The sequence below is a fragment of the Paenibacillus sp. FSL R7-0216 genome (genome assembly GCF_037969915.1).
Lineage (GTDB): Bacteria > Bacillota > Bacilli > Paenibacillales > Paenibacillaceae > Fontibacillus > Fontibacillus rhizolycopersici.
In genome coordinates, this window is record NZ_CP150222.1 from 1175576 (window position 1) to 1191781 (window position 16206).

12 protein-coding genes are annotated in these 16206 nt (G+C 56.9%); 8 read left to right on the forward strand and 4 right to left on the reverse strand.

Features of this window, described 5'->3' with window-relative positions:
- The first annotated feature begins 63 nt into the window (after nucleotides 1–63).
- From MKZ15_RS04985 to MKZ15_RS05005, 5 genes are all read left to right on the forward strand, one after another.
- Nucleotides 64–1146: a sugar ABC transporter permease gene (locus MKZ15_RS04985; protein WP_155608606.1), complete on the forward strand. Its 1083-nt coding sequence runs from the start codon at nucleotides 64–66 to the stop codon at nucleotides 1144–1146.
- Entirely contained in the window at nucleotides 1146–2258 is a 1113-nt protein-coding gene (locus tag MKZ15_RS04990; RefSeq protein ID WP_155608579.1) for a carbohydrate ABC transporter permease, read from the forward strand. Before MKZ15_RS04985 ends, MKZ15_RS04990 begins: the two co-directional genes overlap by 1 nt.
- Nucleotides 2255–4660, forward strand: coding sequence for a glycosyl hydrolase family 65 protein (locus tag MKZ15_RS04995; protein WP_339820301.1), 2406 nt, complete (start codon nucleotides 2255–2257; stop codon nucleotides 4658–4660). Before MKZ15_RS04990 ends, MKZ15_RS04995 begins: the two co-directional genes overlap by 4 nt.
- Before the next feature lie 85 nt (nucleotides 4661–4745).
- A complete protein-coding gene (locus tag MKZ15_RS05000; protein WP_339820304.1) occupies nucleotides 4746–5723 on the forward strand; it encodes an aldo/keto reductase in 978 nt (325 codons plus the stop codon).
- A 223-nt stretch (nucleotides 5724–5946) separates the two neighbouring features.
- Nucleotides 5947–6138, forward strand: a complete 192-nt coding sequence (locus MKZ15_RS05005; RefSeq protein WP_155608576.1) for a hypothetical protein — start codon at nucleotides 5947–5949, stop codon at nucleotides 6136–6138.
- 140 nt (nucleotides 6139–6278) lie between these two features.
- Here the strand turns inward: MKZ15_RS05005 and MKZ15_RS05010 are convergent, their stop codons facing one another.
- The 4 genes from MKZ15_RS05010 to MKZ15_RS05025 form a co-directional block, all read right to left on the reverse strand.
- Entirely contained in the window at nucleotides 6279–7304 is a 1026-nt protein-coding gene (locus MKZ15_RS05010) for a Gfo/Idh/MocA family oxidoreductase (protein WP_339820307.1), read from the reverse strand.
- A gap of 19 nt (nucleotides 7305–7323) precedes the next feature.
- Entirely contained in the window at nucleotides 7324–8430 is a 1107-nt protein-coding gene (locus tag MKZ15_RS05015; RefSeq protein WP_339822290.1) for a Gfo/Idh/MocA family oxidoreductase, read from the reverse strand.
- A gap of 11 nt (nucleotides 8431–8441) precedes the next feature.
- Complete coding sequence (locus MKZ15_RS05020; protein ID WP_339820310.1) at nucleotides 8442–9290, reverse strand: sugar phosphate isomerase/epimerase family protein; 849 nt, start codon at nucleotides 9288–9290, stop codon at nucleotides 8442–8444.
- Between the two features lie 130 nt (nucleotides 9291–9420).
- Nucleotides 9421–10584, reverse strand: a complete 1164-nt coding sequence (locus MKZ15_RS05025; RefSeq protein ID WP_339820313.1) for a Gfo/Idh/MocA family oxidoreductase — start codon at nucleotides 10582–10584, stop codon at nucleotides 9421–9423.
- A 241-nt stretch (nucleotides 10585–10825) separates the two neighbouring features.
- Here MKZ15_RS05025 and MKZ15_RS05030 point away from each other — a divergent pair, with 241 nt between their 5' ends.
- The 3 genes from MKZ15_RS05030 (at nucleotide 10826) to MKZ15_RS05040 (ending at nucleotide 16143) form a co-directional block, all read left to right on the forward strand.
- Entirely contained in the window at nucleotides 10826–11653 is an 828-nt protein-coding gene (locus MKZ15_RS05030) for an AraC family transcriptional regulator (RefSeq protein ID WP_193415621.1), read from the forward strand.
- A gap of 237 nt (nucleotides 11654–11890) precedes the next feature.
- Nucleotides 11891–15034 carry a discoidin domain-containing protein gene (locus MKZ15_RS05035; RefSeq protein WP_339820317.1) on the forward strand — a complete coding sequence of 1048 codons (3144 nt, stop codon included), beginning with the start codon at nucleotides 11891–11893 and terminating at the stop codon, nucleotides 15032–15034.
- 233 nt (nucleotides 15035–15267) lie between these two features.
- Nucleotides 15268–16143 carry an AraC family transcriptional regulator gene (locus tag MKZ15_RS05040; RefSeq protein WP_339820319.1) on the forward strand — a complete coding sequence of 292 codons (876 nt, stop codon included), beginning with the start codon at nucleotides 15268–15270 and terminating at the stop codon, nucleotides 16141–16143.
- Nucleotides 16144–16206 lie beyond the last annotated feature (63 nt).

Genomic DNA, 16206 nt, shown 5'->3' on the forward strand with positions numbered 1-16206 from the left:
TAGTTATGAATCCAACCGGTTATTCAGAAAATTACGCTCACCAAACTTTTAGGAGGGGTCATGATGAGTTCAGAGGCCAAGCGAACCGTCAGCCTGAGGGCCGTGCTCTTCACCCTGGTCATTTTGCTCGCCAATGCCGCCGGACACGGATTGATATTCCGTTTCTTCCGCGACTCGACGCTGAATCCGCTGTTGACCGCGGTATGCGCGGTCCTATGGGGCGTGCTCGGCGTATATTTTCTTTTTTATACGTTTAACTTGGCGGTGGAGCAATATCCGGAACAGGTCCGGCGGAAGGTGCTGCCGTTTATCTTCATCGGCCCAGCGGTCATCTTGCTAGGATGGCTCCTTGTTCTGCCCGCCGTTCGGACGCTCTATCTCAGCTTCTTTAACGCCTCCTCGGAGAAGTTTGTGGGGCTAGCCAACTATGCGGCGATTTTCACCGATAAGCTGATGGGGACGGCACTGCGCAACAACCTGCTATGGGTGTTCCTCGGCACGCTGGCTTGCGTTGGGTTCGGGCTGCTGATTGCAATCCTCGCCGATCGCAGCAGCTATGAGAAGATCGCCAAGTCGATCATCTTTATGCCCATGGCCATCTCGTTTGTGGCGGCGGGGGTGATCTGGAAGTTTGTGTACTATTATCAGCCCGGTGACCAGCAGATCGGCTTACTTAACGCCATCGTCGTTGCCCTGGGCGGAGAAGCACAGGCCTGGACCAGCATGCTGCAGCCGTGGAATAATCTGTTTCTCATTCTGATTCTGATCTGGATGCAAACCGGGTTCGCCATGGTGATTTTCTCCGCGGCGATTAAAGGCGTCCCGGACGATATTCTGGAAGCGGCGCGTGTGGACGGGGCCGGTGAAATCAAAATCTTCTTCCGTATCATCATTCCGTTTATCTCCGCAACGATCCTGACGGTGACGACGACGATCATCGTGTTTACGCTAAAAATCTTCGACGTTGTTATGGTCATGACCGGCGGACAATACGGGACGGAAGTGGTAGCTACGCAGTTTTACCGGCAGTTCTTTATGTACCGCAATTTCGGATACGGCTCCACGCTGGCGATCGTCCTGCTGATTGCCGTGCTGCCGGTCATCTTCTTTAATCTGCGGCAGATCCGCAAGCAGGGGGGATTCTAATGGCGGGCACGAATCAGCCACGTACCACAGGAACCAAACGCAAACGCGGCAAAACGATCGTCAATCTCGTACTGGGCGTCATCTGCTTATTATGGCTCATTCCTACGCTGGGATTATTGATCTCCTCCTTCCGGCCAGCGTCGGATATTCTGCATACCGGTTGGTGGAACGTGTTTCCCCACCGGGAATGGACGAATGCGGAGACGATTCAGCTGTCGAAAGATATCGATCTGCGCGAGCCGATTGAGGTGAATGGGCAAACCTTCAACGACGACGAGCTGAAAGCCGGGGTTCTCAGCGATGACCAACGGCTGATCTGGGAGAATCGCCGGGCCCGCACACTAAACGTGCAGGAGCAGGGCTGGGAGTTTAAGCCGGCGCTGACGCTGGAGAACTACAAGAACGTGCTGTCCGGAAAAGAATACAAGCTGAAGCTGGCTGACGGCAGCGAATCGATTCAGAAGGGGACTGGGTTGTCCCAGGCGTTCTGGAACACGCTGACGATCGCCGTACCGGCGACGGTCATCCCGGTGCTGATCGCTTCGTTTGCCGCCTACGCGTTTGCCTGGCTGCGGTTCCCCGGGCGCAAAACGCTGTTCGTGGTGATCATCGCGATGCTGGTCATTCCGCTGCAGGTCGCGCTCATCCCGGTGCTGAAGGATTACACTGCATTGGGCCTGAACGGCAGCTACCTGGGCATTTGGTTGGCCCATACCGCCTTCGGCTTACCGCTCGTGACGTATTTTATGTATAACTTCATCAGCCAGTTGCCGAAGGATTTGTTCGAATCGGCTTTCATTGACGGGGCGAGTCACTTTACGATCTTCTCCCGGTTGATCCTGCCGTTGTCCGTACCGGCACTGGCTTCGATCGGCATCTTCCAGTTCCTGTGGGTATGGAACGATTATCTGGTATCGCTGATCTTCATCGGCAACCAGCCAAGCGTGCAGGTGATGTCGATGAAAATAGCCGACCTCGTCGGATCGAGAGGAAACGACTGGCATCTGCTTACGTCGGCGGCGTTTATCTCCATGCTGATGCCGCTCACGATCTTTTTCCTCTTGCAGAAGTACTTTGTCAGAGGGCTGATGGGAGGCTCGGTGAAAGGATGAACAAACGGTCTGAGGAGCACCCGGCGACACTGCATTCCCCGCGGGAATGGAGCCTGGTCGAGGATGCGTACGATGAGAAGGACAATCAGCGCAAGGAGAGCTTGTTTGCCTTGGGTAACGGGTACATCGGGATGCGCGGTCATTTTGAGGAGGGGTACCACGGGCAGGAAGGAATCTCGGTGCGCGGCTGTTATGTGAACGGGTTCTACGATACCGCGCCGATCCTTTATCCCGAAGGGGCGTATGGGTTTCCGTCCGAGGGCCAAGCGATGCTAAACGTGACGGATGCCGGGGTCATCAAGCTGACACTCGAGGGCGAGACCTTTCATTTGAACCGGGGGCATGTGCGATTCTATAAAAGAGTGCTGCATATGCAAAGCGGTGTGTTGCACCGGTTGGTTGAATGGGAATCCCCAGCCGGACACCGCGTGCTGATTCATATCCGCCGCCTGGTGTCGTTGACCCATCGGCATCTGGCGGCGATCCACTACGAGGTGACGGCGCTGAACTTCGACGGCACCGTGTCGATCTGCTCGGCGATGGACGGGGACATCGCCGAGGCAGATGCGCCGGACCGGGGCGGAGATCCGCGCCTCGGGGCACGCCGCACGGAGCCCAGCCTCCTGTTGGAGGGGGCGGGGAGCGACGGGCGCGGCGGCGGCTGGCTGAAGCAGCGCACGCGGCATAGCCGCTTCGCGCTGCTGACGGCGATGAGCCACCGGCTGGCGTTGCCGCCGTCCGCCTCGTATAGCCTGTCGGAGAAGCACGACAGGCAGCGGTTGTCGGTGCAGTACGACGTGGCGCTGCGCCGGGGGGACACCGTTTCGCTGAGCAAATTTATCAGCACTCACACCTCCCGAGATACCCGGGAGGAAGAGCTGCAGATGCGAAGCACGGAAGTGCTGCAGATGGCCGAAAGCCGCGGCTTCGACGGGCTGGCCGAGGAGCAGCATGCTTATCTGGACGCGTTCTGGAGCCGCGCCGACGTGGAGATCAAAGGCGATCCCGCGCTCCAGCAGGGGCTGCGGTTTAACGCGTTTGGCCTGCTGCAGTCGGCCGGACGCGACGGGCGGACCAGCATGGCCGCCAAGGGTCTCACCGGCGAAGGGTATGAAGGGCATTATTTCTGGGACACCGAAATGTACGTACTGCCCTTCTTTACTTTCACGACGCCGGAGATCGGCCGGGCCTTGCTGGAATTCCGCTACCGCACGTTGGAGCAGGCGCGGCAGCGGGCGAAGGTGATGTCGCAGCGGGGCGCGCTGTACCCGTGGCGGACGATTGGCGGCGAGGAGAACTCCGCCTATTTCCCGGCGGGCACCGCGCAGGCCCATATCAACGCCGACATCGCCTACGGCATCCGCCAATACGTCCAGGCGACGGGAGACGAGGTGTTTCTCGTGCAGCAGGGCGCGGAGATCTTGTTCGAGACGTCCCGGTTCTGGGTGGACCTCGGCCATTACAATCCGGCCCGTGGCGGTGCTTTTTGCATCGACGGGGTGACTGGTCCGGACGAATACACGGCGGTTGTGAACAACAACGTCTACACGAACCTTATGGCCCGCGAACACCTTCGGTATGCCTGCGAGACTGCGGGGGTGCTGCGCGAGCGGTACTCTTCGGATTTCGCCCGGCTTGAGCGGAAGATCGGTCTCACGGAAGGGGAAATCCTTGGTTGGCAGCAGGCGGCGGACAAGATGTACGTCCCGTATGACGAGGAATTGGGGATCTACGCGCAGGACGATACGTTCTTGTCCAAGCGGAAATGGGATTTCGCCGACACGCCGCCGGAAAACTATCCGTTGCTGCTGCACTACCATCCGCTTGTCATCTACCGTCATCAGGTGTTGAAGCAAGCCGATCTGGTGTTGGCGTTGTTTTTGCTAGGCGAGCAGTTTTCGCGGGAGGAGAAAATCCGCAACTACCGGTATTACGAACCGCTGACGACGCATGATTCCTCGCTGTCCCCATGTATCCACAGCATCATCGCTGCTGAAATCGGCGAGTTGGAGGACGCTTACGACTATTTCAGCCGGACGGTGCGGATGGATTTGGACGACGTGAACGGCAATGCCAAGGACGGATTGCATACCGCGGCAATGGCAGGCTCGTGGATGGCGGTCGTGAACGGGTTTGGTGGAATGCGGCTCGACAGCAACGGCGTGTTGGGTTTCCGTCCGGTACTACCTCCGCAATGGGAGAGCTGCCGGTTTAAGGTGATGCACCGGGGGCGACTTCTTGAGGTGTTTTTTGACAAGGAGCAGGTCGTCTATACGCTTCGAGAAGGGGAGGGCCTGGAGATTCGGCACGACGGAGAACGCCTTGTGATTCGCCCGGGTGAACCCGTCCGACGTGAGTTAGCGGCGGATCGCGAACCAGCCGACAGCCACCTGGCTAACTAGGGTGCGCGTCCCTTTTGCGGGAGCCTGTCCGGCGGGCGTATAATGGGGGCGTAGGACCATTTTGGACGCGACAGGAGGAAGAACGATGAATTACAGAACGCTGGGCCGAACCGGGCTGCGGATTTCCGAAATTGGCTACGGGGCTTGGGGGATCGGCAAATCCGGATGGGTTGGAGCCAGCGACGACGAGTCGCTGCAAGCGCTGCGCCGCTCCATTGAGCTGGGCCTTAACTTTATCGATACCGCCCTCGGGTACGGGGATGGCCACAGCGAGAAGCTGGTGGGACAGGTCGTTCGCGAGCAGAAGGCACAGGGGAAGGACATTTACGTGGCCACCAAAATTCCGCCGAAAAACGGCCAATGGCCCGCTCGCGCCGGTGTACCGGCTGACGAAACGTTTACCGCCGAGCATGTGATTGCCTGCACGGAGCGGAGCCTCGGTCATCTCGGCCTGGAGACGATCGATGTGCAGCAGTTCCACGTCTGGTCCGATGAGTGGGTGGGCCAGGGCTCTTGGTTGGAAGGCATACAAAAGCTGAAGGAACAGGGGAAAATCCGCCATTTTGGCGTCTCCATCAACGACCATCAGCCGGAAAATGCGATCAAGCTGATCGAAACCGGGGTCGTGGATACCGTTCAAGTCATCTATAACCTTTTCGATCAAAGTCCGGAGGACCAACTGCTGCCAGCCTGTGAGAAGCACCATGTTGGCGTGATCGTCCGGGTTGCGTTGGACGAAGGCGGATTGACGGGCAAAGTAACGCCGGAGACCACATTCGAGGAAGGCGACTTCCGTAATCACTATTTCCGCGACGACCGGAAGCAGGAAGTGTACAATCGGGTGCAAAAGATCGCCGCTGAGCTGGGAGTTTCGCTGGAGGAGATGCCGGAAATCGCGCTGCGTTACGTCCTGAGTCACCCGGCGGTATCGACGGTCATCCCGGGAATGCGAACGGTTCGCAACGTTGAGCGCAACATGCCGGTTGGCGACGGCCGCGGCTTAAGCGCCGAACAGGTAGCCAAGCTGAAATCCCACCGCTGGATCCGCAATTTCTATCAATAAACCATAAGCGTGAGGAACGCCGTGAACAAAAGCGACCCCTTTGCATAAAACAAAGGTGGCCGCTTTTTTTTTTGCGGGGAGGAAGAGGGAAAAAAGAACTTAAGGTGTTTTGTACCCTTACGCGGCCGCAACCTTGGCGTTATGATAGGAAAGGATAAAGAAGGAAATCATGATCCAAATATGGTGATGATTAACTTGAAAATGGAAAGGAGGTGGGAGCGTGATGTATATGAACGATTTGGACGTTGCCAAACAGCATATCCGGGATCTTCGCAAGGAGCTGGACCGATGCAGGATGGCCCGGCAATTCCGGCTTTGGGAGAAGGAGAAACCAAGGAACGAGCGGTCTAAGGTACCCATAGGTATGAATTCGGTACTGATTTCCATCCTCGCTAGGATGCGAAAACTGCGTTAACCTCGGTCGTACCCTCCAGTAAGTCCCCCGATACAAGATAGACCGCCCCTCGTAAGAAACGGTCTACTCTCTATGCATCGATATTCCATTTTCGTTTGTCTAAGTCTTAGTTCCCAGTCCCTTGTTCTGGTTGCCTGTTCTTATCTGGAGTCTCGCGTCCGGGAGGAACGATACAGTTCTGCGATGAGCCGCAGCGTTTTGAGGCCTTCTTCGCCATTCATCGCAAAGCGCGTTCCTGTCCGGATGTGGTCGTAAAAATCGGCGATTAATAACCGGTGGCTTGAGCCCCAGTAAGATTTGCCGATGATTCTTCCCGCGTCGTCGAGGCTGACCGGCGGCTCGGAGATCAGGCTTTCTAGGCCGTCCTGAATTAAATACAGGCAGTCGCCCCGCTGATGCAGCGTGCCGCCTTCAAACACCAGCTCCAGTTCAACAGGGGAGTTGGCCAAATACGCATTGGTGGCGTAAAACAACCCGCGGACGCCGTCCGCAAACCGGAAGCTGGCATGCGCCGTATCCTCCACCTCGATCACGTCGCCAAGGGCATCGGCGGTGACGCTTCCTTGTACGGAGACGACTTCACCGCCGAACCATTGCAGGAGATCGAGCGTATGGATCGCCTGGTTAATCAATACGCCGCCGCCTTCGGTCTCCCAGCGTCCTCGCCATGGGCTGTCGGTATAATAAGCCTCGTCTCGGTGCCAGGTGACGATACCTTTGAGGCAGAGGAGCTGACCCAGCGTTTTCGAATCCAGGAATTCGCGGATCTTCTGGGACGAGGCGTTATATCGATTCTGAAAAACGACGCCAAGCTGCGCTTCGTTGCGGCGCGCTTCCGCAAGCAAATCCTCCGCTGCCTTTAGGTGATGCGCGAGCGGCTTCTCTGTGAGCACGTGCTTTCCGGCCCGTAGCAGACGCGTTGCCATCTCCGCATGCAGGTGGTGGGGCGTACATAAATGAACGACTTGAATGTCATCGCGTTCCAGTAAGGTCTGGTAATCGCTCGCCGCTTCGCAGGCATATTCCGCAGCTGCCTGCTCTGCTTTGGAGGCATCGCTGTCGACGACGACTTTCAGCTTCACGCCGTCCAACTGCTGCACAGCCCCGGCATGCAGCGGGAAAATCGCTCCGCAGCCGACGATGGCTGCGCCTATCGGTTCTTGCATCGTAAGGTCCCTTCCCGTCCTAGTAAGATGTGGTGATTTGTAGCGCCTGTTGCTGGGCTTTCAGGCAAAGCTCCGCGGCTTTGAAGGCGTGCTCTTGCGTCATCGCGTTCTCTGTGCGGTTCAGGCAATCCAGGATTAATTCGCCAAAGAACGGATAACCGACCTGACCGCGCACGGCAAAATGCTGCTCGCCGTCCTGATTCACCAGGTAGACATGATCGCCGTCCGCGTCCCGGGCAAGATCGATGTATTTGCGCAGCTCGATATACCCTTCGGTGCCCAGAATGAACGTCCGCCCGTCTCCCCAGGTGCTGAGGCCGTCCGGCGTAAACCAGTCAACGCGGAAATACTGGGTCGCTCCGTTATCGCCAACCAGCGTTGCGTCGCCGTAATCCTCTAGCTCGGGGTATTCGGGATGATGGTAGTTGGCTACTTTGCTGTGCAACACCTGGGCGTCCCGGCACCCCGTATAATACAGGAACTGCTCGATTTGGTGGCTGCCGATGTCGCAGAGAATGCCGCCGTATTTCTCCTTCTGAAAAAACCACTCCGGCCGCGAACCTGCATTCAGCCGATGCGGACCAAACCCGGTTACCTGCAGCACGCGTCCGATCGCCCCTTGCTGAACGAGTTGGCCGGCATACACGGCGGATTCTACATGCAAGCGTTCGCTGTAATACACCATATATTTGCGGCCGGTTTCGCGAGCCTTCCGGCGTGCGGTTTCGAGCTGATCCAGGTGGGTGAACGGCGTCTTGTCGGTAAAATAATCCTTCCCGGCGTCCATCACCTTGAGACCCAGTGGTCCCCGCTCCGACGGAACCGCCGCAGCAGCGACGAGCCGTACCTCGGGATCGGCGAGCACCTGCTCAAGGCTGTCTGCCCGGATCGCTTGCGGGTACTGCTCCACAAACGCCTGCACTTTCGCCGGGTCGGGATCGTAAACCCACTTCAAGGTCGCTCCGGCTTCAATTAGCCCGCCTGCCATTCCGTAAATATGCCCGTGGTCCAGAGCCGCCGCGGCAAATGCAAATTCGCCGGGCTTCACGACCGCATTCGGACGCCCCTTAGGCGCATAGTTCATCCCGTCCTTCGCTTGATAAGAGGGCTGCTGTTGTTTATCCATCGTCATCGGCCTTACATCCTTTCGTGGATAAACTCGGCAAACTTGCGGAGCATCTCTTTCGAACCGTAATGGCCGCTGAAGTCCTCAATGCCAAGGTAGCCGTCGTAGCCAACGGACTTCAGGTCCTGGAGCAGCCGGCTGTAGTCGATCACGCCGTTCGCTAGCGGCGACCATTCGCAACGCCAAGCCGCGCTGCCGTCCTCGAACGTCCCGGTTTGCGACCAGGCGGCGTTTTTGACGTGGACATGAGCGAGATAGGGCCCGAGCAACTGGAGTCCCATTTTGAACTGCTCGTAACCTTCGTGCACCATATTGCCCGGATCATACAGCACGCCGATCTGATCGGGATCGCAGTGGCTGACCAGTCGATGGGCGAGGCCGGCGCTTGGCGCAATCGTCAGATGGTGTGTTTCCACGACGCCTTTGACGCCGTATTGTTTGGCCAAACGCTCAGCTTCTTTCAGGTAACGCACCGTTTTGTCGTACAACTCGGGATAGGGCGTCGAGCCGTCATATCCGGCCGCGCCTACGCGGATCGTCTTCGCACCCAGCAGGCGGGCGACGGCGAATACCCGCTCCGTCTCTTCGAGGTCCAGCGAATTTAGATACGGCGCGATGCCTGCCATCTCAAGCCCCTCAGCTTCGGTGATGCGCTTGAAGCGAAGCAGCTGTTCTTCTGTTGAAGACGGATCGATCGAGCACAAATTGTTGCGCCAATACGATGGCTTCTCACCAGTTGCCTCGGCAGGGATTTCCTTGAAACGCCACTCCACACCGTGGAGACCGGCTTCCCTTGCGGCCTGTACCAACTCCTCCGGCGTCAAATCCGGGGTGGATACGGTAAATACGGACAATTTCATGGGTTATCGCTCCTTTTTGTTACGGAATTGGAGGAGGGGGCTAGCATTCCCCAGCGTATGTCTCAAATAAGGTGAAAAAATCACTCTATTCTTCGGCCGCGGCAATGATAGACTCTTATCTCCCGAATGCTCAATGTGTCCCCGACACGTCGAGCACCTTGCCGCTGCCGCCGTCCTTGCGGAACGAGGAGGCTTGAATCTTCTCCTGCAGCTTGGCGTAGAATAGCTCCTCATCCAGCGGGAGGTCTACCCAATCGTCGGTCCAGGCCGACAGGTGCATGGCGTTGGAAATCGTCAGGCCGCGGATGCCTTCCTCGCCTGGGGCGAGCAGCTTCTCGCCGCGCAGCAGCGCGTTCGTGAAGTTCTGCAAAATCCCCTTATGCTGCGGTCCGTCGCCGCCGCTCACCGGGATGTCGCATTTCCAGCATTCCGGCTGGCCAAAGCCGCCGGTATATTCCGCGTTGAACTGCGGCTCGGGCACCCGCAGCCGCCAGAACGTGAGCTTGCCGTCTTCCACGACGATTCTGCCGTTGTCGCCGGACAACTCGAAGCGGTTCGTGCCCGGCGCTTCGCCGGTCGTGGTGACGAATAGCCCGGTGGCGCCGTTTTCGTATTCTACGTACGCGGTCACGTCGTCTTCCACCTCGATGTTGCGGTATTTGCCGAAGTGGCAAAACGCGCGGACCCGCTTCGGCATCATCCCGGTCGTCCACTGCCACAAATCGAGTTGGTGCGGGTCCTGATTCAGCAGCACGCCGCCGCCTTCTCCGGCCCAGGTGGCACGCCAGCCGCCGGAGTCGTAGTAGCTCTGCGAACGATACCAGTTCGTGATGATCCAGTTCGTGCGGCGGATCGCCCCCAGCTCTCCAGACAATACGAGGTCGCGCAGCTTGGCGTACAGCGGATTGGTCCGCTGATTGTACATGATACCAAACTGCTTGCCGGACTTCGCGGCCGCTTCGTTCATCTCGCGGACCGCTTTGGTGAACACGCCGGCCGGCTTCTCCACGAGTACATGGTAACCGCTCTCAAAAGCCTGCACCGCCAGCGTCGGGTGATCGTAATGCGTCGTGGCGATCAGCACGGCATCCATCGCCCGCGAAGCGAACAACGCTTCCGGCGTGTCAAAAGTCTGCACCGTCTCCGGCAAATGTTCCTTCGCCCACTTCAGGCGCTCGGGGTTGGTGTCGCATACGGCGGTCAGCTCCGCACCCTGGATCTCGCCGCAGAGGTTCAACGCATGGGATGTGCCCATATTGCCGATGCCGATAATGGCGAAACGTAGTTTATCCATTTAAATGCTCCCTGCCTTTCCCTTAGAGGTAACCTTCTTTGAACCTCAAACTAAATATCCTGTCCGCTTTTATGTAGTCCTGTCGCTCTTAGCTTAGCTTGAATCGAAAGGGTTGAGAAGGGCACGGATTAAGACGGTTTTGCGCAAAATTAAGGTGTATTCGATAAATGCGAATGCTACAATGAGATCAGAAACCTTGAAAGTGGAAGGGCTTACACTCCAACAAAGGGAATGGGAAACGATGAATGAGATGGATCTGCTCGCCGGGCGGCTGCCCGAGAGCTTGACCGTGACGGTGACGCATGCCCAGCTGCGAAGTGGCTTTCCCGGCTGGAACCGGACGGAGCTGGCTCCTAGCTTCAACCGGCTTTATTTTATCGCGGAAGGGGAAGGCTCGGTGATCATCAACGGGGAGACCTATTATCCTCGACCGGGCCAACTTATGATCATGCCGGCAGGGACAAGCCAGACGACGTCTACGAACCCGGATGATCCCTATACGCGTTATTTCTGTCATTTCGACGCCCAAATAGGGGAATGGCCGCTGTTTCATGCCGGAAGCAAGTTGTTTATCAGCGATGCCGGCAATCTGGAGTACGTCCGTGCGACCTTCGACGAGATGATCCGCCAGTTTCAGTCTGGCGGCCCTTTTGCCGGGCTGCGCATGCAGGCTTGTCTCCTGAACCTGCTCGCCTGCTGCCTGGAGGAGGGGGGATACCGCGATTATTTGAAGGACTATATGCAGTTTACGGAACGGAACAAGCTGAGCGGCGTGCTGAAATACATCCAAGAGCATCTGTACGGGCCGATTGAAATCGAAACGCTGGCCGACATCGTCCATTTGCATCCGAATTATTTTATTCCTTATTTCAAAAAAATCATGGGCGTCACCCCCATGCATTACGTACAGCGCAAACGGATGGAGGAAGCCAAGCGGCTGCTGACCTTCACCGACGACAGCATCGCCGACATTGCTGATCGGCTGGGCATGCAGTTGGCCCATTTTTCCCGCCAGTTCAAGAGCCATGCCGGGATCTCCCCTACCGCGTACCGGGCTTGCACAAGGTAGCCTGCACCGTATGAACGCCAACTGATCTCAGCCGCACCGCCCGCACCCCACGCCTATATGCGCAGGGAGCGGGCTTTTTTGTGCCAAATTTGAATGTAAGGCGTTTTCCTGCATGAATCATTACAATGCGGTATAGCTGTGGGACAGGGCCGTTTTTAGAATGAGGATAGAAAATACATCCAGTTCTGGCATCGTAAACCGAGGTTCCACCCATTCAAGATTGAGGGAGGCGTAAAGGTGAAAAGACGTTTACGGACAGGGAAGACGACGCTCGCATGCATTCTTTGGTTAGCCGGTACACTCGCTTTCTCCGGACCTTTGGGATCCGCGCAGGCTGTACAGGCGGAGGAAGAAGCCGGGGCTTATGCCCGAAACGGCAACATCGTTCAGGCGTCGAACGGAAGGCACTCGTTGGTTTTCGATTTGGCGCAAGGGACCGGCAGCTTGTCGTGGGACGGACTGCCGGTCGTGCCGCAGTTCGAGGCGAGCTTCCGGGAGAAGGGCGGCGAAACCCGCTCAACCCGGGATGCCGTGGAAAGTTCGGCCGAGTGGACCAAACTGAAACCGGACAACTATGGCAAAAACGGGCGTAAGCTGACGATTCACAGCCAGTTGGAAACCGGCGAGCAAATCGATTTGAACTTTTACTTGTACCCTAAGGTTTCATTCGTGCTCACTGACATGCAGGTGCAGCGGGCGGACGGGCTGACCGTGGAGGAGCTGACGCCCATGGACGCACAGCGGATCGAGATCGGGGCGGGCGATGCGAAGAAGATCTTTACGGCGCCATATTCGAACAATTTCGATTTCGGGGTCGCGCCGGTCGACGATTTCGGCAAAAGCCAAAACGGAGCCGACCGCTTCGCCGGCGAGCAGCTGACGTGGGACGACTTCAACGGGATCAGCCATTGGGTCGCGGCGGTATTTGATAACGAGAATAAACATGGCTTTGTTGGCGGTGCGGCCACCGTCCAGAATTGGAAAAGCAGCCAAAAGCTCGGCGAAGCGGAAATTCCAAACGGTCCGTTGACCGAATTTTCCCTGTACAACTGGGGGGGAAGTCATAGCGGAACAACGGTGTCCTCCGATCTGTTTTTCCTCGGGTATTATGACGATTACCAGCATGGCTTGGAGGAATACGGCACCGTCTATAACCAGGGGGAGCCTTATATGAAGTGGGACGGCGACGTGCCGATGGGTTATAACACCTTCTACTCGCATGATCGCTATGCTACTGCGGAGGCCATGTACGCAATGGTCGATTACGTAGCGGAGCATTTGAAGCCGCAGGGGTATGACTATTTCAATCTGGATGGCGGTTTTCAAGCGGAAAGCGGACTGCCCTTTGAACAATCGATCACCAAGTTCATCGACTACGTGCATGCCAAAGGGCTCAAGGCGGGCGGATATTCGACGCCGTTTACGATTTATGAGGAATGGCTCGATTTGCCGATCGAAGGCACGGGCTTGACTCATCGCGACATTTGTCTGAAGGACGAGCAGGGGAACCTGATCAAAACCTATCTGAACACCTATGCGCTGGACCTCAGCCATCCGGTGGCACAGCAAATCGTGAAGCGGAACATCGACGATTACATCCGCTGGGGCTACGATTACATTAAGCTGGATTTTATCGATATGGGCATGTACGAAGGCCAGCATTACGATCCTTGGGTGAATGGAATGCAGAACTACCGGATCGGGATGGGCATCATCCGCGATGCGGTGTTGGCGGCGGATCGCCCGATTTACATCAACGAGTCGATCGCGCCGCTGCTGCCGGCCGCGTTTGCCCATGGTCGGCGGGCGGCCTGCGACACGTCGCTTGGCGTAGCCAGCTACTCCGGCATTGAGCGGCAGGCGTTTAATACCGCCGCTTCGTGGTGGACGAACGGTACGATCTACGAATACAACGACCCGGACATGATCATTCCGCAATACGTGATCCAAGGGTTCTGGTACAAGTTCAGTCAGCAGGATGCCAAGTTGTTAAATACCGCGGTGACGTTGGGCGGGGGCCATTACCTGATCGGCGATAACTTGCCTTTCATCGACGAGGACCGGTTGGCTTGGCTGCACAATGAGGAGCTGCTTGATCTGGTGAAAAAAGGGCAGGCGGCGAAACCGCTGCAGATGACAGACTTTTACCATCATGAGGCGCATTCCCCTGCTGTTACTGTGCTGACGCAGGGGAAAGACAACCTGGTAGTCGGGCTGTCCAACTGGACGAACCAGGCCCAGGACATCCAGGTCGAATTGGCCGATCTGGGCCTCAAACCCAACAAAAAATACCGGCTGACCGAGCTCTACAGCGGGCGATCGCTTGGCACGGCGCAGGGAGCGTTAACGTATCCGCTGGAAGCGAAAGGCTCAGCGATCATTCAAATCGTGGGTTCAGGAAAACCGGCACCTGCCGATCCGTTACCGATGAATCTGGCGTTAGGGAAGCCTGTCAACGTCTCCTCGACTTGGGGCGATCCCGGCTACGAGGCGGATAAGTTGACCGACGGCGATCCCACGACGCGCTGGAATGCGGCTGACGGACAACAGAACGATCAATGGGCGGAAATCGATTTTGGCACGGAAACGAAGATGAACCAGGTTGTCGTAAAGGAGTTCCGCGATCCGTATTTCAAAACGGCCCATTATACGCTGCAATATTGGGACGGCTCGGCATACCGGAACATCACGAAAGGATTTACGCTAGGCGACAACCGGACGTTGAAGTTTCCAGAGATTACGACAACCAAGCTGAGACTCTATCTGAATACGAACTATGGCGTGCCTTCAATCTATGAGTTGGAAGCCTATTACGCGCTCGGAGAGGGAGGCAGCCGCATCGACCAGGATGACAGCGATCTGGGATACGCTAATTACTCCGACGTGCGGGCGGGAATTCAGCGGATGCAGACCTTCACTTTAGAGCATGCGGATTTGCCTAAGCTGGATGTCTACATTTATGAGAGTTATCGCAATGAGGTACCGAAGGACGCTTATTACTTCGAGCTGGTCGTGCTGGACGATCAGGGCCAACCGGTAGAGAAGCTGTTTACGGCTTCGCTTCCGGCTTACAACATCACGGGTTCGATCTCGCCATATTCGATTTACCCACAGCTCAAAGGACTGGATACGAGCAAAACGTATGGTCTCATTCTGAAGTCGCCCGGCTCGGACTATACGCCAAGTACGGACAACAACTATGGGTTTGCTTACAGCGACGCCGATCCTTATGCGCGCGGGGAAGCGAAGTTGTCCACGGACGGCGGGTTAACCTGGTTCGCGGAAGCGAATCGGGATCTGATCTTCACGTTGTATACGTCCGCGGATTGGGCGGATGAGGGGATGGGGACGACGGAAGAAATCTTGACGGAAACGCCATAAGGATGGCTATATCCGTAGCATTGGAGGGAAGGCCGGTGGCCTTCCCTTTGTTTGTTTTGTTCGGATTCGTGCGAGCGATTGGCTGAAACTTTCGGCGTTCCTTTTGATTCGTTATACTGGTACCAAACTCATTTCGCCAGCCTGGTCTGGACCCCCCCGCAAAACCGGTGCGCGGAAAGTCGGATGGGGCCGAAGGACTCTTGTTATGCTGGGAACCAGAGGAGGTGCTAACGATGGATGTGCTGAAAAATATGAACGAGGCTTTGAACTACATCGAGCGGAATTTGACGGACGAAATCGATTATGAGGAAGTCGCCCGGATCGCCGTTTGCTCGGAATACCATTTCAAGCGGATGTTTTCGTTCCTGGCCGGGATCCCGCTGTCGGAATATATCCGCCGTCGGCGGCTGACGCTGGCTGCCTTCGAGCTGCAGCAGGGACCGGTGCGGGTCATCGACGTTGCGATCCAATACGGTTACGGTTCCGCCGATGCCTTTACCCGGGCATTCCAAGGCCTGCATGGAATCACGCCGTCGGAAGCAAGAGATCCGGGAGCACCGCTCAAAGCCTATCCTCGGATGACCTTCCAACTCACCATACAAGGAGGAAACGAAATGAATTATCGGATCGTGGAGAAGGAAACTTTTCGGATCGTCGGCCTGCACAAACGGGTGCCGATCCAATTTCAGGGGGTTAACCCGCATATTGCGGAAATGGCGCAAAGCTTAACCCCGGAGAGGATTGCTAGGCTGAAGGGGTTGTCCAACCTCGAACCCGCCGGGATGATCAGTGCGTCGGCCAACTTCTCGGAGGGGCGCATGGAGGAGCAAGGGGAGCTGGACCATTACCTCGGCGTGGCTACAACACACGCTTGCCCAGAAGGCTACGCTTCGTTAGAGGTAGCGGCTTCGACGTGGGCGGTATTTACCGCGGTCGGCCCGTTCCCGGAGACGCTGCAGAACGTATGGGGACGGATATATTCGGAGTGGTTCCCGTCCGCACATTACGAATTGGCCGAAGGTCCTGAACTTTTGTGGAACGAGAGTCCGGACACGTCGCTGCCTAACTACCGAAGCGAAATCTGGATTCCGGTGGCGCGCAAAGCCTGAAGCTTCGGTTGTTCTCCGGCTTACCGTGGACCAAAGATGACTTTTTGGACCGCCTATAGTACG